General features: G+C 71.7%; 18 protein-coding genes. 8 read left to right on the top strand and 10 right to left on the bottom strand.

What is annotated here, in order from left to right; all coding sequences use genetic code 11:
• Positions 1 to 3 precede the first annotated feature (3 nt).
• The 3 genes from ACFFR3_RS10100 to ACFFR3_RS10090 are packed head-to-tail and all read right to left on the bottom strand — an operon-like array spanning position 4 to position 3,349.
• The gene (locus ACFFR3_RS10100) at positions 4 to 828 is read right to left on the bottom strand and encodes an ABC transporter permease (protein ID WP_364373785.1); all 825 of its coding nucleotides are present in this window, start codon (positions 826 to 828) and stop codon (positions 4 to 6) included.
• A complete protein-coding gene (locus ACFFR3_RS10095) occupies positions 825 to 1,790 on the bottom strand; it encodes an ABC transporter permease (protein WP_364373788.1) in 966 nt (321 codons plus the stop codon). Before ACFFR3_RS10095 ends, ACFFR3_RS10100 begins: the two co-directional genes overlap by 4 nt.
• A gap of 8 nt (positions 1,791 to 1,798) precedes the next feature.
• The gene (locus tag ACFFR3_RS10090; RefSeq protein WP_379483000.1) at positions 1,799 to 3,349 is read right to left on the bottom strand and encodes an ABC transporter substrate-binding protein; all 1,551 of its coding nucleotides are present in this window, start codon (positions 3,347 to 3,349) and stop codon (positions 1,799 to 1,801) included.
• 82 nt (positions 3,350 to 3,431) lie between these two features.
• Here ACFFR3_RS10090 and ACFFR3_RS10085 point away from each other — a divergent pair, with 82 nt between their 5' ends.
• The 4 genes from ACFFR3_RS10085 to ACFFR3_RS10070 all read left to right on the top strand — a co-directional run bounded on the left by ACFFR3_RS10085 (position 3,432) and on the right by ACFFR3_RS10070 (position 7,656).
• Positions 3,432 to 4,316, top strand: a complete 885-nt coding sequence (locus ACFFR3_RS10085) for a MurR/RpiR family transcriptional regulator (RefSeq protein ID WP_345386244.1) — start codon at positions 3,432 to 3,434, stop codon at positions 4,314 to 4,316.
• Positions 4,317 to 4,443: 127 nt separating this feature from the next.
• Positions 4,444 to 5,334 (top strand): sulfotransferase family protein, encoded by an 891-nt coding sequence (locus ACFFR3_RS10080; protein WP_345386241.1) that lies wholly within the window; start codon positions 4,444 to 4,446, stop codon positions 5,332 to 5,334.
• A gap of 65 nt (positions 5,335 to 5,399) precedes the next feature.
• Positions 5,400 to 7,031 (top strand): arylsulfatase, encoded by a 1,632-nt coding sequence (locus ACFFR3_RS10075; RefSeq protein ID WP_379482999.1) that lies wholly within the window; start codon positions 5,400 to 5,402, stop codon positions 7,029 to 7,031.
• Positions 7,032 to 7,137: 106 nt separating this feature from the next.
• Positions 7,138 to 7,656, top strand: coding sequence for a peptidoglycan recognition protein family protein (locus tag ACFFR3_RS10070; protein ID WP_364555805.1), 519 nt, complete (start codon positions 7,138 to 7,140; stop codon positions 7,654 to 7,656).
• Between the two features lie 2 nt (positions 7,657 to 7,658).
• Here ACFFR3_RS10070 and ACFFR3_RS10065 read toward each other — a convergent pair whose 3' ends face one another.
• The 7 genes from ACFFR3_RS10065 to ACFFR3_RS10035 form a co-directional block, all read right to left on the bottom strand.
• Positions 7,659 to 8,195, bottom strand: a complete 537-nt coding sequence (locus tag ACFFR3_RS10065; protein ID WP_345386232.1) for an NUDIX hydrolase family protein — start codon at positions 8,193 to 8,195, stop codon at positions 7,659 to 7,661.
• A 24-nt stretch (positions 8,196 to 8,219) separates the two neighbouring features.
• Positions 8,220 to 8,360, bottom strand: a complete 141-nt coding sequence (locus ACFFR3_RS10060; protein WP_345386230.1) for a hypothetical protein — start codon at positions 8,358 to 8,360, stop codon at positions 8,220 to 8,222.
• Positions 8,357 to 9,358, bottom strand: coding sequence for an NrfD/PsrC family molybdoenzyme membrane anchor subunit (nrfD, locus tag ACFFR3_RS10055; protein ID WP_379483007.1), 1,002 nt, complete (start codon positions 9,356 to 9,358; stop codon positions 8,357 to 8,359). Before nrfD ends, ACFFR3_RS10060 begins: the two co-directional genes overlap by 4 nt.
• Positions 9,355 to 10,224 (bottom strand): 4Fe-4S dicluster domain-containing protein, encoded by an 870-nt coding sequence (locus tag ACFFR3_RS10050; protein ID WP_345386228.1) that lies wholly within the window; start codon positions 10,222 to 10,224, stop codon positions 9,355 to 9,357. The genes nrfD and ACFFR3_RS10050 overlap by 4 nt, the downstream gene beginning before the upstream one ends.
• 3 nt (positions 10,225 to 10,227) lie before the next feature.
• Positions 10,228 to 13,455: a formate dehydrogenase gene (fdh, locus tag ACFFR3_RS10045; RefSeq protein WP_345386226.1), complete on the bottom strand. Its 3,228-nt coding sequence runs from the start codon at positions 13,453 to 13,455 to the stop codon at positions 10,228 to 10,230.
• Between the two features lie 63 nt (positions 13,456 to 13,518).
• Positions 13,519 to 14,940, bottom strand: coding sequence for a rhamnulokinase (locus ACFFR3_RS10040; protein WP_379482998.1), 1,422 nt, complete (start codon positions 14,938 to 14,940; stop codon positions 13,519 to 13,521).
• The gene (locus ACFFR3_RS10035) at positions 14,937 to 15,938 is read right to left on the bottom strand and encodes a LacI family DNA-binding transcriptional regulator (RefSeq protein WP_364373819.1); all 1,002 of its coding nucleotides are present in this window, start codon (positions 15,936 to 15,938) and stop codon (positions 14,937 to 14,939) included. Before ACFFR3_RS10035 ends, ACFFR3_RS10040 begins: the two co-directional genes overlap by 4 nt.
• A gap of 290 nt (positions 15,939 to 16,228) precedes the next feature.
• Between ACFFR3_RS10035 and ACFFR3_RS10030 the strand changes: the two genes are divergently transcribed.
• The 4 genes from ACFFR3_RS10030 (at position 16,229) to ACFFR3_RS10015 (ending at position 21,840) form a co-directional block, all read left to right on the top strand.
• A complete protein-coding gene (locus ACFFR3_RS10030; RefSeq protein WP_379482997.1) occupies positions 16,229 to 18,160 on the top strand; it encodes a beta-galactosidase in 1,932 nt (643 codons plus the stop codon).
• Positions 18,161 to 18,305: 145 nt separating this feature from the next.
• Positions 18,306 to 18,623: an L-rhamnose mutarotase gene (locus tag ACFFR3_RS10025; protein WP_345386222.1), complete on the top strand. Its 318-nt coding sequence runs from the start codon at positions 18,306 to 18,308 to the stop codon at positions 18,621 to 18,623.
• Positions 18,624 to 18,633: 10 nt separating this feature from the next.
• Complete coding sequence (gene rhaI, locus ACFFR3_RS10020; protein ID WP_379482996.1) at positions 18,634 to 19,791, top strand: L-rhamnose isomerase; 1,158 nt, start codon at positions 18,634 to 18,636, stop codon at positions 19,789 to 19,791.
• 6 nt (positions 19,792 to 19,797) lie between these two features.
• Positions 19,798 to 21,840, top strand: a complete 2,043-nt coding sequence (locus tag ACFFR3_RS10015) for a bifunctional aldolase/short-chain dehydrogenase (protein ID WP_379482995.1) — start codon at positions 19,798 to 19,800, stop codon at positions 21,838 to 21,840.
• Positions 21,841 to 22,009: the final 169 nt, after the last annotated feature.

Raw genomic sequence — 22,009 nt, 5'->3', positions numbered from 1 at the left:
TCCTCAGGTTCCTCGGTGTCCGCGGTTTCTGGGGTCGAGAGTGTCGCGCAGGCCGTCGCCGAGCAGGTTCAGCCCGACGACGAGCAGCACGACGACCGCGCCTGGCGCGATCAGCGTCCACGGGGCGATGAACACCAGGCTGCGCGCCTCGAAGATCATCGAACCGAGTGACGGTGCGGGGGGAGGGGTGCCGAGGCCCAGGAAGCTCAGCGACGCCTCGGTCAGCACCGCCCACGACAGCGACAGCGCGACCTGGACGACGATGATCGAGGTGATGTTCGGCAGCACGTGACGCAGCATGATCTGCCAGCGGCTCTGGCCGGTCGAGACGGCCGCCCTGACGTACTCGATCTCCCTGAGCGAGAGCACGGGCCCCCTGGTGACCCTGATGAAGATCGGCACGTAGACGATGGCGATGGCCACGGCGATGGTGAACCAGTTGCGGTTCAGCACCGAGGCCAGCGACAGCGCGAGCAGCAGCGGCGGGAACGCGAACAGCACGTTCGTCACCCCGCCGATCGCGCCGTCGGCGAAACCCCGGTAGAAGCCCGACACCAGCCCGCCCAGCGTGCCCACCACGGTCGCGAACGCCACCGCGACCACCGCGATCAGCGCCGAGTTGCCCACGCCCGCGGCCACCCGGGAGAACACGTCGCGCCCGAACTGGTCGGTGCCGAAGAGATGCGCGCCCGATGGGCCCAGGAAGCGCGACGGCGGATGCTGCGCGATCGGGTCGTAGGGCAGCATTCCCAGGTACGACAGCACCGCGACGACCGCGAGCACCGCCAGGATCACGATGCCCGCGAGGGCGGCGGGACTGCGCCTCATGACGCCCTCACCCGCGGGTCGATCACCCGGTAGAGCAGGTCGGTCAGCAGGTTGACCAGCACGAACGCCAGCGCGATCACCAGCACGGTGCTCTGCACGACCGCGTACTCCTTCTGCTGGATGCCGAGCAGCACCTGCCGCCCGATGCCCGGCACGGAGAAGATCTGCTCCACCACGACCGCGCCGCCCAGCAGGTAGCCGAACTGCAGGCCCGTCATGGTCACGATCGGCACGAGCGCGTTGCCCAGCACGTGCCTGACCTGCAGCCGCCGCTCGGGCACGCCCTTGGCGCGGGCGGTGCGCACGAAGTCGTCCGAGCGCACCTCCAGCACCGCCGTACGCGTGGTGCGCAGGATCGGCGCCGCGATGCCGAAGCCGAGCACGAGCGCCGGCAGGAACATCTGCTGCAGGTTGAGCAGCGGGTTCTCGAAGAGGGGGGCGAAGCCCTGCCCGTTGGGGTTGAACCCGAACGACGCGGCGAAGACCGACAGCAGCGTGGTGGCCAGCAGGAACGCCGGGATCGACAGGCCCGCCAGGCTCACCACCTGGCCGGCGGCGTCGCGCACCGAGTTCGTCCGCGAGGCCGCCAGCATGCCCAGCGGCACCCCGATCAGCAGCGCCAGCACGATCGAGAACACGGCCAGCTCGAACGTGACCGGCAGCGCGTTCATCGTCAGCTCCAGCACGCTCTGCTGGGAGCGGGCCGAGTAGCCGAAGTTGCCGGTGAACATGTTGCCCAGCCACGAGAAGAACTGCGTGACCAGCGGCTGGTCCAGGCCGTAGTACTGCTCGAGGGCCTGCCGCTGGGCCGGGGTGAGCGCGGCGGCCTCCGTGCCCAGCCCGGCCGTGATCTGGTCGCCGGGCAGCGCCCGCAGCATCACGAAGACGACCACGGCGACCCCGAACAGGATCCCGATCGTCTCCGCGACGCGGCGCAGCGCCCGGTTGCGTACGAACTTCATCCGGTGCCTCAGCCGACGGACGTCGTCCGCAGGTACTGCAGGGAGCCGCTGGCCATCGGCACGAAGCCCTGCACGTTCTGGGTGGTCGCGGTGTAGGTGTAGCCGGCGAACAGCCAGATCCAGGCGGCGTTGTCCTCCAGCTCGGCGGCCACCTTGTCGTAGATCGCCTTGCGGGCGGCCTGGTCGTCGGTGGCCTTGCCCTCCGCGAACAGCTTGTCCAGCGCGGGCGAGCTGTAGCCGGCGACCTTGTTGAGGTTGCCGTCGCTGGTGAAGTAGCGGCCGTAGGAGCCGTCGGGGTCGGGCCTGCCGCCGTTCAGCGCCACGGCCGCGTCGAAGTCGGCGGCGACCCAGCGGTCCACGAACGCGCCGGACTCCAGCACCTCCAGGTCCAGGTTGATCTTGGCCTCGGCGAGCTGGGCCTTGAGGTTCTGGGCCTCGTTGACGGAGGTGGCGTACTCGCCCTGGGAGACGATCGTCTTGACCGTCACGCCGCCCGACTTGCCGGCCTTGGCGAGGTAGTCGGCGGCCTTGGCCAGGTCGCGGGTGGGGCAGGGGCGCTTGTTCGGGTCGGACTTGAACGCGGGCGCGGTCATCGGCCCGGTCACCTCGCCCTCGCCGAGCGCGGCGGTGTCGAGCACCTGCTTGCGGTCGATCGCGCACTGCATGGCCAGGCGCACGTTGACGTCCTTGAGCTCGCCGCGCTGCGCGTTGAGCTGCAGGACGTGGTAGTTGAGCTGCGGCGTCTTGGCCACGCTGATCGTGCCGCCGCCCTCGGCGGTCTGCGCGACGAGCGGGTCGTTGAAGACCGCGAGCTGGACGTTGCCCGACTGCATGGCCGAGACGATGGACGACTCGTCGGGGATGACCCGGAACTCGACCGAGCCCGCCTTCGCCTTCTCCGCGCCCCAGTACTTGTCGTTCCTGGTCAGCGTGAGCGACTGGCTGGGCACCCGCTTGCCGAGGGTGAACGGGCCGGTGCCGTTGGGCGTGGTGGTCAGCTTCTCCTCGGTGTCGTCGGAGGAGAGCATGGCCATGTTGACGGTGGCCAGGTTGGCCGGCAGCGCGGCGTCGGGGCCGCTCAGCTCCAGCACCACGGTGTTCTTGTCGGGCGCCTTCACCGACTTCACCGACGACAGGGAGGCGCGGGCGACCGCGGCCGTCTTCTCGTCCATGATCTTGTCGAGGGACGCCTTGACGTCCTCGGAGTCGAACGCGCTGCCGTCGGCGAACGTCACGCCCTGGCGCAGCTTGAGCGTCAGCTTCTTGCCGTCCTTGCCGGTCTCCCAGGATTCGGCCAGGCCGGGGACCACGTTGAGGTCCTTGTCGAACTCGGTCAGCGTGCCGTAGAGGTTCTGCAGCACGTTGACGGCGGTGAACTGGGTGGCCTTCCAGGGGAAGAGCGTGTCAGGGTCGGAGGTGACGCCGACGACGAGGGAGCCGCCGCCCTGGGCGGTGGCGCCCGGGTCGGAGGCGGGGGCTCCGCCGGAGGACGAGCAGGCGGTCAATGCGACGGACAGCGCAGCGGCGACGCCGACCGCGGAGAAGGCGCCACGGGGCATGTGCTCTCCTTGGGGCAGTAGGTCATAAAATTACACAGACCCTACCACCTGGGTATTTATTTTCCTTCGACGGGGATGAGTGATGACGGGCGAGGACGCGGAGACACTGCTGATCCGGATCCGCGCGGCCATGCCCGCGCTGCGTCCCTCCGAGCGGCGCATCGCCGAGGAGTTCACCGGAGAGCCCGCCGCCGCGGCCAACCTGTCGATCGCCGAGCTCGCCGCCCGCTGCCAGACCTCCACGACCTCCGTCGTCCGCTTCTACCGCCGCATGGGCTACAGCCACTACCGCGACTTCAGGATCGACCTCACCCGGGCCGTCGCCAGGGAGGAGCTGGCCACGGCCAGCCTGCCCGAGGTCTCCGGCGACATCGACAGGAACGACAGCCTGGCCGGCATCGTCTCCAAGGTCGCCATGAACGAGACGCTCTCCATCGCCGACACCGCACGCTACCTCGACATGGACGCCCTCGGCCGGGCGGTCGAGCTGCTGCTCGGGGCCCGCAGGATCGACACCTTCGGCGTCGGCGCGAGCGCGCTCGTGGGGCTCGACCTGCAGCAGAAGCTGTCGCGCATCGGGCGTACCGCGATCAACTGGCACGACTCCCACTCCGCGTGGACCTCCGCCGCCACGCTCGGCCCCGGCTGCGTGGCGGTGGCCGTCTCCCACACCGGCGCCACCGTGGACACCGTCGAGTTCCTCGCCATCGCCCGCAAGCCGGGCGCCGCCACGATCGCGATCACCAACTTCGGCGACTCGCCGCTGGCCCGCGCGGCCGACGTGACGCTCACGACGGCCGCACGCGAGACCAGGTTCCGCTCCGGCGCGCTGGGCAGCCGCATCGCCCAGCTCATGGTGGTGGACTGCCTGTTCACCGGGGTCGCGCAGGCCTCCTACGACACGTCGATGGAGGCGCTGCGCAACACGTACGCGGTGGTGCACGACCGGCGCGTCACCCGCGAGTGAGCCACTGCTGCTGGACGGAGTCATGTTCCGCTCCGCGCACAGGCGCACGAATGAGCTGTCATCTCGGCGACACCTTCACAGCCCCGATTCACCTGCGGTTCACGGGCGGCCCCTACCTTGTGGGGCCATGAACTGGAGGTATCGGGCCAACGCCACGCTCGAAGGGCTGACGGGATACACGCTGACGCGCCGGCCGCGCAGGCAGCCGCAGAAGCCGCCGCCACCGAAGCCGCCGCTGGAGCTGCAGCGCCTGCCGAGCGACCAGGTGCGGGCCCCGGCGGACCCGGCGCATGACCGGTTGCTGCGCGGGCCGGTCTTCCTGCTGTCGTCCGTACGCTCGGGGTCCACGCTGCTGCGCGTCATGCTGAACAGCCACTCACAGGTGCACGCGCCCATCGAGACCCACTTCAGGAGGGTGAGCGTGGGCCTCGGCACCGACCCCGTACGCCAGGCCATGGAGCTGTTCGGCCACACCCACAGCGACATCGAGCACCTCGTCTGGGATCGGCTGCTCCACCGCGAGCTGGCCCGCAGCGGCAAGCCGGTGCTGGCCGAGAAGACGCCGAGCAACGTCTTCGCCTGGCGGCGCATCGCCACCTGCTGGCCGGACGCCCGCTTCGTCTTCCTGCTGCGCCACCCCATGTCGATCGTGCAGTCCTGGCACGAGGCCGACCCCGGAAAGCGGCCCATGGAGGAGGCCGTGCCGCGCACGCTCAGCTACATGACCTACCTCCAGGAGGCCCGCACCCACCTGGAGGGCCTCACCCTGCGCTACGAGGACCTGGTCGCAGGGCCTGAGGCCGAGCTGCGCCGCCTGTGCGCGTTCCTCGGCCTGGAGTACGAGCCCGCCATGCTCGACTACGGCCGCCAGGACCACGGCGGCTTCGTCAAGGGCATCGGCGACTGGCGCGACAAGATCCGCGCGGGCACCGTCGTCGAGGGCCGCCCGCTGCCCGAGCCGGAGGAGATCCCCGAGGAGTTGCACGGCATCTGCCGGACATGGGGATACCTTTCGTGATGGTGTGACAGAGTTCGCTGGTCATTCGCCCACCATTCGCCATGACCTCCGATATGTTGCCCTTCGTGATCAACGGGCCTTCGCGCCGTGCCTTATTCGCCGGTACCTTCGCCGGCCTCGCCCTGCCCGCGGCCACCTCCGCGGGCGCACCGGCGAGCGCCGAATCGTCCATCAGCCGCGGCACCCTGCCCGAGCGGCCGAACATCCTGCTCATCCTGGCCGACGACCTGGGATGGGGAGAGATCGGCAGCAACGGGCAGCGCTCCATCCGCACCCCCAACCTCGACCGGCTCGCCGCCGAGGGGGTGAAGTTCGCGACCGCGTACGCGGGGGCGCCGCTGTGTGCGCCGTCCCGCTGCGCCCTGCTCACCGGCCTGCACGCCGGGCACGGCACCGTACGCGAGAACCCGGAGGGCGGGCCGCAGCACGCGCTGACCGACGCCGACCTCACCTTCGCCGAGCTGCTGCGGCTGGCGGGCTACCGGACGGCGTGCATCGGCAAGTGGGGGTTCGGCCCCGAGGAGCCCGACCACGTCTCGCACCCGAACGCCCGCGGCTTCGACGAGTTCTACGGCTACATCGGCCACAAGCACGCCCACCAGTACTTCCCCAAGTACCTGTGGCACAACGGCGAGAAGGTGCAGCTCAGCGGCAAGTCGTACGCGCCGCACCTGTTCCGCGAGCGCGCCGTCGAGTTCATCAACGACGACAGCGACAAGCCGTTCCTGCTGTACTTCGCCACCAACCTCCCGCACGCCCCCAGTGCCGTCCCCGGCGACGCCGGCCCCTACGAGAGCCGCCCGTGGAGCGGTCCGAACCGGCGGCACGCCGCCCAGGTGGCCCGCCTCGACACCGACGTGGCCGCGCTCATCAGGGCGCTGCGCGACGCGGGCGTGGCCGAGCGCACGCTGGTGCTGTTCACCAGCGACAACGGCCCGCACCACGAGAAGGGCGTGACGCCCGAGCTGTTCAACTCCAACGGCCCCTTCCGCGGCGACAAGCGCGACGTGTACGAGGGCGGCATCCGCGTCCCCATGATCGCCTGGTCGCCCGGCCTGCGGCACCGCGTGGTCAGGCAGCCGGTCGCGTTCTGGGACGTGCTGCCCACCCTCGCGGACCTGGCCGAGGTGCCGGTGCCCGCCCGCATCGACGGCCTGTCCTTCCGCGGCCTGCTCACCGGCGGCAGCGCGCCCAAGCACGACCACCTGGTGTGGAACCGCCCGCGCAAGGCCCAGGCCATCCGCAGGGGCCGGTGGAAGGCGGTCAGGTTCAACCCGCACATCGCGGGGGCGGGCCCGCACGGCAGGATCGAGCTGTACGACCTCGGCACCGACCCGTACGAGCGCCGCGACCTGGCCGGGGCCCGCCCCGAGCTGGCCGGGCAACTGCTGGCCAGGCTCGACCGGTCGATCGGCCCCGACCCGCGCCTGCCGTACGGGCTGCGCACGGAGGTGACCGGGGACCAGGTCGTGGTGACCCTGCACAACGGCTCCGCCGAGCCCTGGAGGGACGTGCGGCTCAGCCTCGACGGCGAGCGGGGCGCGCGGGCGCGCAAGGTGGCCTCGGTGGCCCCCGGCATGGCGATCTCGGTGGGCTTCCCCGTGCCGTCCGGCCGGATCGCCGCGCGCGCCGACTTCAGGGCCGCCGGCAGGAAGCAGGTCTTCCGGCACGCCCACAGGGCGCTCACGCCCGGCTGACCTCTCTCACCTGGACGGCAGCTCACTCTAGTGTCAAAGAGTGATGACACAACTACAGAAAGTTGACATTCTGGTGACCAGGACATTCCTGCGAAGAGAGGTACGCATGAACCTGGTCACCAGAGCCGAATGGAACGCCAAGAAGCCGAGCAGCCCCTACACCCGCCTGCGCTCCACCAAAGGCGTGAAGATCCACTACACCGGCGGCAAGGTGCCCGCCGACCTCGCCGACGCCGGCAACCACGACCGCTGCGCCGACCTCGTCCGCGACATCCAGCGCATGCACATGGCGGGCGGGCGCGGCGAGCGCTACATCGACCTCGGCTACAACATGGTCTGCTGCCCCCACCGGCAGGTCTTCGTCGGGCGCGGCCCGCACCACCTGCCGGCCGCCAACGGCGCCGGCCTCAACTCGGGCCACTACGCGGTGCTCGCGCTGCTCGGCAGCTCCGGCCTGACCGAGCCCAACGACGACCTGCTGCACGCCCTGGTCGACGCCATCGAATACCTGCGCGAGCACGGCGACGCCGGCCGCGAGGTCAAGGGACACCGCGACGGCTACGACACCTCCTGCCCCGGCGACCCGCTCTACCGCTGGGTCGAAGCCGGGGCGGAGCGTCCCTGACCTCAGACCAGCCGGCCCACGTGGGCCAGCGCCTGCTTGAGCAGCACGCCCTGACCGTTGGCCATCTCCTGCTGCACCACCGGCGAGGCCGCCTCCTCCGGCGTGAACCACACCAGGTCGAGCGCGTCCTGACGGGGCCGGCAGTCACCGGCCACCGGCACGATGTAGGCCAGCGAGACGGCGTGCTGGCGCGGGTCGTGGTACGGGGTGACGCCGGGCGTCGGGAAGTACTCGGCCACCGTGAACGGCTGCGGCGAGGCCGGGATGCGGGGAAGGGCCACGGCGCCGAGGTCCTTCTCCAGGTGACGCATGAGGGCGTCGCGGATCCGCTCGTGGTGCAGCACCCGGCCGGAGACCAGTGCCCGGCTGACCGTGCCGTCCGACGAGATGCGCAGCAGCAGCCCGACGTGGGTCACCACGCCGGTGTCATCGACGCGCACCGGCACGGCGTCGATGTAGAGGATCGGCATCCGGCCCCGCACCGACTCCAGGTCCTCGGGTGCGAGCCAGGCGGGCGTCGTTTCGGTCTTTTCGGTCATCTGCTGATCGTAAGGCCAGCGGGCTCAGCGCCGTACCCTGGCCTTGCCCCATGGGACGCCCCATGGGACGCCCTCCGGTGGTGTACGCCCCGCCAGCCACGACGCCGTGCAGACGACGAACACGATGCCGAAGAACGGCAGATATTCCGCGACTTTCCGCTTCATGTGAGATCACGCTCCGCTCTCGTCTTGGCCAGCCGCCTGCGCTGCGGCTGGACGGTGTAACGGGGGTCGCGAGCCGACTCCATCCCCGCCTGGAAGATCCCGAACCGGGTGCACGCCGACCCGGCCAGCAGCGCCGCGCCCGCCGCCATCGCGGCGACCCTGCTGCGCCGGCCCACGGTGGCCCCCGCGACCGCCCCGGCCACCGACAGCGCCTCGCCCAGCCGCAGCAGCCTGCTGCGCTTGAGCGGCTCGGCCAGCGGCCCCAGCCTGCGCTCCATGCGCAGCGCGGCCACGCACTCCACCGCCGCGCCCAGCACCGCCGCCCGCCGCGCCGGCCCCGCCTCGTCCAGCGGCGCGGCGAACATGCCGAGCCCGCCCGCCGAGGCCGTCGCCGACCCGGCGAACAGGAACGGCATCTCCCGGTAGCCCTCGTGCCAGGCCGGCACCGCCGTGTCGCAGATCAGCGCCGCCGTGTACGTCGCCACCGCCGGCCCCACCAGCCCCGCCCCCACGGTCGCCGCCCGGCCCACGCCCGGTGCCACCCCCGTGAGGCTCGCCGCCGCCGCGAGCCCGGCCTGCGGCCCGTACGCGCTCAGGAGCCACGTGCCGACGCTCATCGGCGAGGTCACCTTGAACACCCGCAGCATGTTGACGAACCGCTCGGGCCTGCCCAGGTCGTGGATGAGCGCGTACAGCGAGCCGCCCAGCGCGCACACCGCCCCCACCTTGCCCACCCTGGCCAGGCGCGGCCTGCCGGTCAGCTCCGCGGCGGCGGCCAGCGTGGACGACGCCCCCGCCAGGCCGCCGAGGAACAGGTAACCGGCGATGTCGGGCGCCTGCCAGGTCGGCTCGTGCAGCACCGGCCGCCCGTAGTAGGAGTCGAACTCCGCCTTCGGCACCAGCAGCCGCTCACGCCGGCGGCCCGCCGAGCCAGGCGTCGCCTCGCGCTCGCCGCGCAGCTCCGCCGAGCCGTCCATCCGCACGTCGGTCTGGCTCATCCGCGCCGCCCTCTCCAGGTCCCCGTCGATGTCCCCGTCGATGTGCCCGTCGATGTCCCCGTCCACGTCACCGCCGCGATGCCCGCGACCAGGCCGAGCGCCGCCACGGCCGCGTGCCGCCACATCGACGGCAGGTCCCTGGTCGTCACCACCGGGTCCGGCGGCAGGCCGTACACCTCGGGCTCGTCCAGCAGCAGGAAGAACGCGCCCGTGCCGCCCACGCCGTCGTCCGGGTCGTGGCCGTACAGGCGGGCCGACGTCGTGCCCGCCTCCCGCAGCTGCGCGAGCCGCCGATCGGCGCGCTCGCGCAGCTCGTCGAGGTCGCCGAACTGGATCGAGTCGGTCGGGCACGTCTTCGCGCAGGCCGGCTCCTCACCGGCGCCCAGCCGGTCGTAGCACATCGTGCACTTGGCGGCCGTGCCGCTCGTCTCGCGCTTGCCGATCACCCCGAACGGGCACGCCGGCACGCAGTAGCCGCAGCCGTTGCAGATGTCCTCCTGCACCACCACCGTGCCGAACTCGGTGCGGAACAACGACCCCGTCGGGCACACGTCGAGGCAGGCCGCGTGCGTGCAGTGCTTGCACACGTCGGAGGCCATCAGCCAGCGGAAGTCCATGTCGCCGACGCCGGGCTCCTGGTGGCCGAGCGGCCTGCGCTGCTCCACGAACGCCACGTGCCGCCAGGTGTCGGCGCTCAGCCCCACCGTGTTGTCGTAGGACATGCCGGTGAACTCCATGCCGTCGTCCGGCACGGCGTTCCACTCCTTGCAGGCCACCTCGCACGCCTTGCAGCCGATGCAGATGCTGGTGTCGGTGAAGAAGCCGACCCTGCGCCCGTCGAGCTGCTCCCTCAGGTCGAAGGCCACGGCTCACACCTCCGTTCCTGTGCGCTCGTCGATGCCGGCCCGCCGCTGGTACGCCTTCACCAGCTCGGGCAGCGCCGGACCCCGGGGACGGCGGCCCGGCCTGATGTCCGCCGACAGCGCCTTGACCTCCTGGATGTGCGAGTTGGGGTCGAGCGAGATCGACGACAGCTCGTTGGCCGCGTCGCCCGTGACCACCCCGTTGCGCCCGAAGTGGAACGGCAGCCCGATCTGGTGCAGCACCCGCCCGTTCAGGTGCAGCGACGGGATGCGGTCGGTGACCAGCACCCGCGCCTCGATGGCGTTGCGCGCCGTGATGATCGTCGCCCAGTCGCCGTGCACCAGCCCCCGCTCGGCCGCCAGCGCCGGCGACACCTCGCAGAACATCGCCGGCTGCAGCTCCGACAGGTACGGCGTGAACCGGCTCATGCCGCCCGCCGTGAAGTGCTCGGTCAGCCGGTACGTCGTCACCACGTACGGGTAGACCGAAGCCCCCGGCTCGTCCCCGCTCGGCTGGTAGCGGTTGTGCTCGTGCGGATAGACCTTGCGCACCGGGCTGCGCTGCCGGCCGTACAGCGGGTTGACCACCGGCGAGTCCTGCGGCTCGTAGTGGGTGGGCAGCGGCCCGTCCACCACCCCGGTCGGCGCGAACAGCCAGCCCTTGCCGTCGGCCTGCATGATGAACGGGTCGATGCCCGACAGCGCCTCCACGCCCTGCGCGCCCGGCGGCGGCCGGTAGCCGGGGCTCTTGCCGGCCTCGAAGTCCGGCACGTCGTGGCCGGTCCAGCGCTGCGCCTCGTCGTCCCACCACACCAGCCGCTTGCGCTCGCTCCACGGGCTGCCGTCGGGCCTGGCCGAGGCCCGGTTGTAGAGGATGCGGCGGTTGGCCGGCCAGGCCCACGCCCACTCGGCGGAGATCCAGTCCTGCTCCGACGCCGGCTTGCGCCGGGCCGCCTGGTTGACGCCGTCGGCGTAGACGCCGCAGTAGATCCAGCAGCCGCACGCGGTGGAGCCGTCGTCCTTGAGCGCGTGATAGCCGGGCAGCGGGTCGCCCTGGGCGTCCCAGCCGTTGATCTCGGCCAGCACCGCCTCGGCCGACGGCTCGGCCGTCTCGCCCTCCACCGGGTAGTCCCAGGTGAGGTCGAGCACGGGCTGGTCCATCGGGTCCTGCGAGCCGGCCAGCTTGCGGCGGATGATGCGGCCGAGGTGGTACATGAACCACAGGTCGCTGCGGGCGTCGCCGTGCGGCTCGACCGCCTGGTGGTGCCACTGCAGCAGCCGGTTGGTGTTGGTGAAGCTGCCGTTCTTCTCCGTGTGGCTGGCCGCCGGCAGGAAGAACACCTCCGTCCGGATGTCCTCCGTCCTCAGCTCGCCCGTCTCGATCTCCGGGCCGTCCTTCCACCAGGTGGCGCTCTCGATCAGGCTGAAGTCGCGCACCACCAGCCAGTCGAGGTTGGCCATGCCGAGCCGCTGCATCTTGGAGTTGGCCGACCCCACCGCCGGGTTCTCGCCCAGCAGGATGTAGCCCTTGCAGGTGCCCTCGAGCTGCGCCAGCACCGTGTCGTACGTGCTGTGCGAGCCGGTCAGCCTGGGCAGCCAGCCGAAGCGGTAGTCGTTGTCCGGCTGCGCCGACTCGCCCCACCACGCCTTGAGCAGGCTGACGAGGTAGGAGGGCATGTTGGCCCAGAAACCCTTGTGCGGCGCGTCGGCCAGCAGGAAGTCGTGCAGCCGCTCGTTCTCGTGGGCGTGCGGCATCGGGATGTAGCCGGGCAGCAGGTTGAACAGCGTCGGCACGTCGCTGGAGCCCTGGATGCTGGCGTGCCCGCGCAGCGCCTGGATGCCGCCGCCCGGCCGGCCGATGTTGCCGAGCAGCAGCTGCAGGATGCTCGCCGCCCTGATGAACTGCGAGCCGTCGCTGTGCTGCGTCCAGCCCACCGCGTAGACGAACTCCGCCGTCTTGTCGGGCCCCGAGTTCTCCGTCAGGTGCCGGCAGACCTCCTCGAACAGGTGGCGCGGCACCCCGCACACCCGCTCCACCATCTCCGGCGTGTAGCGGGCGAAGTGGCGGCGCAGCACCTGCAGCACGCAGCGCGGGTGCCGCAGCGTCTCGTCGCGCTGTGGCGAGCCGTCCAGCGGCATCCCGGTGGAGCCCTGCACCTCGGGCCGGCCCGGCGGGGTGCGGCCCTCGCGCCGCTCGAAGTCGGTGTCCCGATCGCCCGACGCGGCCACCGTGGACATGCCCTCGTACTGCCAGGAGTCGGTGTCGTAGGTGCGGCTCTCCTCGCCGAAGCCGGAGAACAGGCCGTCGAGGTCCTCGGCGTCGCGGAAGTCCTCGCGCAGGATGGTCGCGGCGTTGGTGTAGTTGACCACGTACTCGTGGAAGTACAGCTCGTTCTCCAGGACGTGGTTGATGATCGCGCCGAGGAAGGCCACGTCGGAGCCGGCCCTGATGGGCACGTGCACGTCGGCGACGGCGCTCGTCCTGGTGAAGCGGGGATCGACGTGGATGACGACCGCGCCGCGCGCCTTGGCCTCCATCACCCACTGGAAGCCCACGGGATGGCACTCGGCGAAGTTCGAGCCCTGGATGACCACGCAGTCGGAGTGCTGCAGGTCCTGCATGAACGTGGTGGCGCCGCCGCGTCCGAACGACGTGCCGAGCCCCACCACGGTCGAGCTGTGGCAGACGCGGGCCTGGTTCTCGATCTGCACCACGCCGAGCGCCGTCAGCAGCTTCTTGATGAGGTAGTTCTCCTCGTTGTCCAGCGTCGCGCCGCCCAGGCTGGCGATGCCCATGGTCCGCGCGGTGCGCCGTCCGCCGTGCTCCCACTCCCAGGTCTCGCGGCGGGTCGCGATGATCCGGTCGGCGATCATCTCCATCGCCGTGCCCAGGTCGATCTCCTGCCAGCCGGCCCCGCCCGGCGGCCGGTAGAGCGCCTTGTGCATGCGGCCTTCGCCGGTGGTGAGCTGGAGGCTGGCCGCGCCCTTCGGGCACAGCCGGCCCAGGCTGATGGGGGAGTCGGGGTCACCCTCGATCTGGATGACCTTCTCGTCCCGTACGTACACGTTCTGGCCGCAGCCCACCGCGCAGTACGGGCAGACCGACTTCACCACCCGGTCGGCCGTCGTCGTACGGGCCCTCAGCGCCTCCGTCTTGGCCGACTTGGCCGCCGGACCCCGTGCCGTGCGGTCCGCCCCCGTGAGCTGCCGCAGCAGCGGCCACGTGAGATCCATGGCATCCCCCCGATGTCCCCGGCCCGAGTCCTGCCCTGGACAGGCCGGGGGAAAACCGGCAGGTCAGAACAGCCGGGCGGCCGCCTCGTCCCAGGCGCGCAGGTCGCCGGACGGCTCGTAGCGGCGCAACGGCTGCGTCCCGGCGACCAGCGCGCGCATCTCGCCGAGGTCGGAGACGAGCCCGGCCGCGCGCGCCTGCACCAGCACGTTGCCGAACGTGGTCGCCTCGGCGGGCCCCGCCACCACGGGCAGCCCGCAGGCGTCGGCGGTGAACCGGCACAGCAGCTCGTTCCGCGACCCGCCGCCCACGAGGTGCACCACCTCGACGTCGCGGCCGGACAACTCCATGGCCTGCCGCACCGCCGTCCTGTGCCCGATCGCCAGGCTCTCCAGCACGCACCGCACGTAGCCGGCGGGGGAGGAGGGCGGCCGCTGGCCGGTGCGGCGGCACTCGGCGGCGATCCTGGCCGGCATGTCGCCCGGCGGCAGGAAGACCGGCTCGTCGGGATTGACCACGGCCGCGAACGCCGGCTCCTGAGCCGCCGCGGCCAGCAGCTCGCCCAGATCGGCGCCGGGCCAGGCGCGCAGGCACTCCTGCAGCAGCCACAGGCCCATGACGTTGCGCAGGTAGCGGACGGTGCCGTCGATGCCGGCCTCGTTGGTGAAGTTCGCCGCCCGGCTCTCGGGGGTGAGCACCGGGCCGGGCAGCTCGACGCCGGCCAGCGACCAGGTGCCGCAGGAGACGTACGCGAAGGCCGGGCCCGCGGCGGGCACCGCGGCGACGGCGGATGCGGTGTCGTGCGAGCCGACCGCCCTGACCGGCGCCGACCAGCCGATCTCGGCGGCCACGTCACGCCGCAGCCCGCCCACCGCGTCGCCGGGGTCGCGCAGCGGCGGCAGGATGCCCGGGGGCAGGCCGAGCTGCTTGACCAGCGGTAACGCCCACGACCTCGTGCGGACGTCGAGCAGCCCCGTGGTGGAGGCGTTGGTCACCTCGGCGCCGGTCTCGCCGGTCAGCCAGTAGCCGATCAGGTCGGGGATCAGCAGCATCGTGGCCGCGTCGTCGAGCCGGTCGGCCAGCAACTGGTAGAGGGTGTTGAACGGCAGCACCTGCAGGCCGTTCGCGTCGTACAGGGCCTCGGCGCCGACCGCCCGCGCCACCTGCTCGGGCACGCCGCGCGTGCGGTCGTCGCGGTAGTGCACCGGGTTGCCCAGCATGTTTCCCGACGCGTCGAGCAGCGCGTAGTCGACGGCCCACGAGTCGACCCCGATGGAGGAGACGGGCCCCGCCGCGCGCAGCCCGGCCAGGATCTCCCGGTAGAGGCCGAGCACGTCCCAGTAGAGGCGGTCCGCCACGCGTACGGGGCCGTTGGGGAAGCGATGGGCCTCCGTGAGCGCCAGCCCGTCCGACAGATCGGCGAGCATCACCCGCCCGCTGGAGGCCCCCAGGTCGACGGCGGCGAAACGGCGGCTCGTCCTGCTCATTGCGTGGACTCCCTGGCGATGAGCTCAGGCTGGAACATGATGTGCTGGTGCGCGTGCGTGTCAGGGTTGTCGCACTCGTCCAGCAGCAGCTCGGTGGCGATGCGCCCGAGCTGGTACGTCGGCTGCCGCATCGAGGTGAGCGACACCGTCGAGGCGGCGGCGAAGTCGATGTCGTCGTAGCCCATGAGGACGACGTCCTCGGGCACCCGCACCCCCGAGCGCAGCAGCGCGCGCAGCACGCCGAGCGCGAGCAGGTCGTTGGCGCAGAAGATGGCCTCCGGCAGCCCGGCGGCGACCAGCTCGCCGGCCGCCTTCTCGCCCGCCTTGGCGGTCATCGTGGCCGCCTCGACCACCCGCAGCGCGGCGGGGTCGAGCCCGGCGCCGGTCATGGCCGTCTTGGCGCCCTCGCGGCGCTCCACGCACTGCCGGATGGTCAGCGGCCCGGTCACGTACGCGAGGCTGCGCGCGCCCTTGCCGAGCAGGTGGGCCACGGCCGCGCGGCCGCCCGCGACGTCGTCCACGGCCACCGCGCACTGGTCGGGCCGGTGGGCGGGATGGTCGACCAGCACCACGCTGATGCCGTGCTCGCGCAGCCGGTCGAGCCTGGCGGGGTCCTCGCCCGAGGGGGTGATGAGCACGCCGCGCACCCGGTGCTCGGCCAGCACGCGCAGGTTGCGGTCCTCCTTGTCGGTGGAGCCCGCCGAGTTGCCGAGGATCACCGCGTAGCCGAGCTCGCTGGCGACGTCCTCGACACCGGCGGCGACCTCGGTGAAGAACGGGTTGCCGATGTCGATCACGCTCAGGCCGATCGTCCTGCTGTGCCCCGCGCGCAGCGTGGAGGCCGAGCCGTGCCGGACGAACCCCAGCTCGCTGATGGCGGCCTCCACCCGCTCCCGGGTGGCGGGCGCGACTTTGCCCGGCCGGTTCAGTACGTTGGAGACCGTGCCCGGGGAGACGCCGGCGAGCGCGGCGACGTCCTTGATGCTGACCATGGCCATGAAGAGCAATTAAAACGTACAAACAGGCGCTTGGCCAGTCGCGCCGCCGCTAGGAGCCCGGATCTCCGCCGCGAATCGCCGGCGATTGAGCGGTGAGACGAAAAACGTTCAATCGAAATCACCCCGCGAGGCCACGCCTCGCGCCCGCGCGCGTGGACACCACTGCCCGGCGAGCCCAGCCACCCCGCTTGAGCAGCGACGACCATCGCAAGGCGCTTGACGGGGCTTGTGCCTCACGCTGTGGAAACGTTTTAATCCCCAGGTACACCACCCATCGAAAGGCAGGCTTCATGCCGGATGTCATCGCGTACGGCGGCGACTGGAACCCCGAGCAGTGGCCCGAGGAGATCTGGGAACAGGACGTCGCGCTGATGCGCGAGGCCGGCGTCAACAGGGTCAGCCTCGGCATCTTCTCCTGGTCGCTGCTCGAACCCGTCGAAGGCGTCTTCGACTTCGACCGGCTCGACCGGGCGATGGACCTGCTGGCCGCGAACGGCATCCGGGCCAACCTGGCCACCCCCACCGCCTCGCCGCCGCCCTGGTTCGGCGACGCCTACCCCGAGGCGCTGCCGGTGGACGCCGACGGCCGGCGGCTGCACCACGGCAGCAGGCAGGGCTTCTGCCCCAGCTCGCCGATCTACCGGGAGAAGGCGCTGCGCATCGCCGAGCAGGTGGCCGTGCGCTACCGCGAGCACCCCGCGCTGGCCCTGTGGCACGTGCACAACGAGTACGGCTGCCACAACGCCCGCTGCTACTGCGACACCTCCGCCGCCGCCTTCCGCGCCTGGCTGCGCTCCCGCTACGCCACGCTCGACGAGCTGAACGACGCCTGGGGCACCGCGTTCTGGTCGCAGCACTACAGCGGCTGGGCGCAGATCCTGCCGCCGCGCGCCACCCCCAGCTTCCCCAACCCCGGCCAGCTCCTCGACTTCCGCAGGTTCAGCTCCGACGCCCTGGTCGAGCTCTACCTGGCCGAGCGCGACCTGCTCAGGCAGCTCACCCCCGGCGTGCCCGCCACCACCAACCTCATGGCCGGCGCCCACTGGGACATGGACTGCTGGGCCTTCGCCGCCGAGCTGGACGTCGTCTCCACCGACCACTACCTCATCGGCGCCCGCGCCGAGCCGCACATCGACCTGGCCTTCGCCGCCGACTACGCCCGCTCGCTCAACGGCGGCCGGCCCTGGCTGCTCATGGAGCACTCCACCAGCGCGGTCAACTGGCAGCAGCCGCGCAACCTCGCCAAGAAGCCCGGCGAGCTGCGCCGCAACTCCCTCGCCCACCTCGCGCGGGGCGCCGACGGCATCATGTTCTTCCAGTGGCGCCAGTCCAGGGCCGGGGCCGAGAAGTGGCACTCGGCGATGCTGCCGCACGCCGGTCCCGACGCCAAGGTCTTCCGCGAGGTGAAGGCGCTCGGCGCCGAACTGGCCGGGCTCGCCGGGGTGGCGGGCAGCCGGGTCGAGGCCGAGGCGGCGCTGCTCGTCGACCACTCCAGCGTCTGGGCCCAGGATCACCCCGCCCAGCCCAGCTCGGAGCTCGACCCGGTGGAGGAGGCCAAGCGCTGGCACGCGGCGCTCTGGCGGGCCGGCGTCACCTGCGACATCGCGCACCCCGAGGGCGATCTCAGCGCCTACCGGCTGGTGCTGGTGCCGCAGCTCTACCTGGTGAGCGACGCGGGGGCGGCCAATCTGGAGGCGTTCGCCCGGCGGGGCGGGGTCGTGCTGGTGGGGCCGTACAGCGGGGTCGTGGACGAGCACGACCGGGTGCGGCTCGGCGGCTACCCCGGCGCCTGGCGGGAACTGCTGGGCGTGAGCGTCGAGGAGTTCTTCCCGCTGGCCGCGCCGATCCGGCTGGCCTCGGGCGCGACGGGCCGGGCCTGGAGCGAGGCGGCGCGGGTCACGACGGCGAAGGTGCTGGACACGTACGCGAGCGGGGAGCCCGCCTGGACCCGCAACGAGTTCGGCGACGGCGCCGCCCACTACCTGACGACCCTGCTCGACGACGCCGCGCTGGCCGAGGTCGTCGTCACCGTGTGCGGCGAGTCGGGGGTCGTGCCCGCCGCCGCGGCGGAGCCGGGCGTCGAGGTGGTCCGCCGCGCGCACGAGGACGGCCGCTCGTTCCTGTTCGCGATCAACCACACCGCCGCCGACGCCACGGTGACCACCCGCGACGGCCGCACCGTGACGGTCGCGGCCGGCGACGTCGCCGTGCTGCGGGGTTGACGCTGGGTTGACGCGGGGTTGAAACGTGTCAGAGCCCTGGTCAGGCCCCGCCTTCCGAGGCCGGGGCCGGGCCGCGCATTGACAGCGGGCAACGGGAATCATAGTTTCCTGCACAGAGGATTAAAACGTTTTGAAAGGAGTGTCAGTGCAACGCGTCTGCTTCCTGCTGAAAGTCCGCCCGGAGCGGCTGGCGGAATACCGCGAGCGGCACCGCGACGTCTGGCCGGAGATGCGCGCCGCGCTGTCACGCACCGGCTGGCACAACTACTCGCTCTTCCTCAGGGACGACGGCCTGCTCGTCGGCTACCTGGAGACCGACGACTTCGAGGCCGCCAAGAAGGCGATGGCCGAGACCGAGGTCAACGCCCGCTGGCAGGCGGAGATGGCGCCGTTCTTCGAGGACCTCGACGGCCGGCCCGACGAGGGCATGACACCGCTGACCGAAGTGTTCCACCTGGACTGATCGGGGAGTAATGACTGACATCAAGGCCGTGCTGCGGGCGCAGCACATCGAGACGCCGTCCTGGGCCTACGGCAACAGCGGCACCCGGTTCAAGGTCTTCGCGCAGCAGGGCGTGCCGCGCGACCCGTACGAGAAGCTCGCCGACGCCGCCCAGGTGCACGCCCACACCGGCATCGCCCCCACGGTCGCCCTGCACATCCCGTGGGACAAGGTGGACGACTACGCCGACCTGGCCAGACACGCCCGCGAGCTGGGCGTCGGCATCGGCGCCATCAACTCCAACGTCTTCCAGGACGACGACTACATGCTGGGCAGCGTCACCCACCCCGACGCCCGCGTCCGCCGCAAGGCCACCGACCACCTGCTCGAATGCGTCGACATCATGGACGCCACCGGCTCCGGCACGCTCAAGCTGTGGTTCTCCGACGGCATCAACTACCCGGGCCAGGACGACATCAGGGCCCGCCAGGACCGCCTGACCGACGCGCTCGCCGAGGTCTACGACCGGCTCGGCGACGGCCAGCGCTTCCTGCTGGAGTACAAGCTGTTCGAGCCCGCCTTCTACGCCACCGACGTGCCCGACTGGGGCACCGCCTACGCCCACTGCGTCAAGCTCGGCCCGAAGGCCCAGGTCGTCGTGGACACCGGCCACCACGCGCCGGGCACCAACATCGAGTTCATCGTGGCGTTCCTGCTGCGCGAGGGCAGGCTCGGCGGCTTCGACTTCAACTCCCGCTTCTACGCCGACGACGACCTGATGGTCGGCGCCGCCGACCCGTTCCAGCTCTTCCGCATCATGTACGAGGTCGTGCGCGGCGGCGGGCTCGACCCCGAGGCGGGCGTGGCGTTCATGCTCGACCAGTGCCACAACATCGAGCCCAAGATCCCGGGCCAGATCCGCTCGGTCATGAACGTGCAGGAGGCCACCGCCAAGGCGCTGCTGGTCGACCGCGACGCGCTGGCCGCCGCCCAGGCCGCGGGCGACGTGCTCGGCGCCAACGCCGTCTTCATGGACGCCTTCAACACCGACGTACGGCCGCTGCTCGCCGAGCTGCGCGAGGAGATGGGGCTCGCGCCCGACCCGATGGCCGCCTACGCCGAGTCCGGATACTTCGAGAAGATCGCCGCCGGGCGCGTCGGCGGCGAGCAGGCCGGCTGGGGGGCCTGAACCGTCATGTCCAACGTCATCAACGAGCTGCTCGACCGCTCGCACCGCCTGGGCGCCGACCCGCGCAACACCAACTACGCCGGCGGCAACACCTCCGCCAAGGGCGCCGCGCCCGACCCGGTCACCGGGGCCGACGTCGAGCTGCTGTGGGTCAAGGGCTCCGGCGGCGACCTCGGCACGCTCAAGGAGCCCGGCCTCGCCGTGCTCCGCCTCGACCGGCTGCGCGCGCTCAAGGACGTCTACCCGGGCGTCGAGCGCGAGGACGAGATGGTCGCCGCGTTCGACTACTGCCTGCACGGCAGGGGCGGCGCCGCCCCGTCGATCGACACCGCCATGCACGGCCTGGTCGAGGCCGCCCACGTCGACCACCTGCACCCCGACGCGGGCATCGCGCTGGCCACCGCCGCCGACGGCGAGGAGCTGACCAGGCGGGTCTTCGGCGACCGCGTGGTGTGGGTGCCGTGGCGCCGGCCCGGCTTCCAGCTCGGCCTCGACATCGCCGCCATCAAGGACGCCAACCCGCAGGCCATCGGCTGCGTCCTCGGCGGGCACGGCATCACCGCGTGGGGCTCGACCTCGCAGGAGTGCGAGGAGCGCTCGCTGGAGATCATCCGCACGGCGGAGGCGTACCTGGCCGAGCACGGCCGCCCCGACCCCTTCGGCGCGGTCGTGTACGACACGCTGCCCGCGGCCGAGCGGCACGCGCGGGCCGCCGCGCTGTTCCCGATCGTGCGCGGCCTGGCCTCCACCGACGTGCGCGTGGTCGGTCACTACACCGACACGCCCGAGGTGCTCGACTTCGTGGCGCGGGCCGAGCACCCGAGGCTGGCGGCGCTGGGCACGTCCTGCCCCGACCACTTCCTGCGCACGAAGGTCGCGCCGCTGGTGCTCGACCTGCCGCCGGACGCGCCGCTGGAGCAGGCCGCCGAGCGGCTGCGCGAGCTGCACGCCGCCTACCGCGCCGACTACACCGCCTACTACGAGCGGCACGCCGAGCCGAGCTCGCCGCCGATGCGCGGCGCCGACCCGGCGATCGTGCTGGTGCCCGGCGTCGGCATGTTCTCCTTCGGCAAGGACAAGCAGACCGCCAGGGTGGCCGGCGAGTTCTACGTCAACGCCATCAACGTCATGCGCGGCGCCGAGTCCGTCTCCGCCTACGCCCCCATCCCCGAGTCGGAGAAGTTCCGCATCGAGTACTGGGAGCTGGAGGAGGCCAAGCTCCGCCGCATGCCCAAGCCGAAGCCGCTGGCCACCAGGGTCGCGCTGGTCACCGGCGGCGGCTCGGGCATCGGCGCGGCCACCGCGCGCCGGCTGGCCGCCGAGGGCGCCTGCGTGATCGTGGCCGACCGCGACCTCGCCGCCGCCGAGAAGGTGGCCGCCGAGATCGGCGGGCACGCCCACCGGGCCTCCGACGTCGCCGTGGCGGTCGGCGTGGACGTCACCTCCGAGGAGCAGATCGCCGCCGCCGTACGCGCGGGCGTGCTCGCCTTCGGCGGCGTGGACCTGGTCGTCAACAACGCCGGCCTGTCGCTGTCGCGCTCGCTGCTGGAGACCACGGTCTCCGACTGGGACCTGCAGCACGACGTCATGGCGCGCGGCTCGTTCCTGGTCTCCAGGGAGACCGCCAAGGTCATGATCGGCCAGGCCATGGGCGGCGACGTCGTCTACATCTCCTCCAAGAACTCCGTCTTCGCCGGCCCGAACAACGTCGCGTACGGCGCCGCCAAGGCCGACCAGGCCCACCAGGTCCGGCTGCTCGCGGCCGAGCTGGGCGCCCACGGCATCCGGGTCAACGGCGTCAACCCCGACGGCGTCGTGCGCGGCTCCGGCATCTTCGCCTCGGGGTGGGGCGCGAACCGGGCGGCCGTGTACGGCGTGGAGGAGGAGAAGCTGGGAGAGTTCTACGCCCAGCGCACGCTGCTCAAGCGCGAGGTGCTGCCCGAGCACGTGGCGGCGGCCGTCTTCGCGCTCACGGGCGGCGAGCTGACCCACACCACCGGCCTGCACATCCCGGTGGACGCCGGCGTCGCCGCCGCGTTCCTGCGCTGATCATGCGCTGATTCTGGCGGGGTGAGCGAAGCCCCGAGCCATACGGCTCGGGGCTTTTTACGTGTGGCCGACCGGAAAACGGACAAGTACTGGTGCATGGCTTGCATCGGGCCCGCATGTTTTCGGCCCCCAACGGCGGGTGACAAGTCTCACGATACGGTCAATAGTC

This window comes from Nonomuraea salmonea, from assembly GCF_042428605.1.
GTDB lineage: Bacteria > Actinomycetota > Actinomycetes > Streptosporangiales > Streptosporangiaceae > Nonomuraea > Nonomuraea salmonea.
The sequence above is the reverse complement of the archived record's forward strand: the minus strand, read 5'-3'. Positions and strand labels throughout refer to the sequence as shown.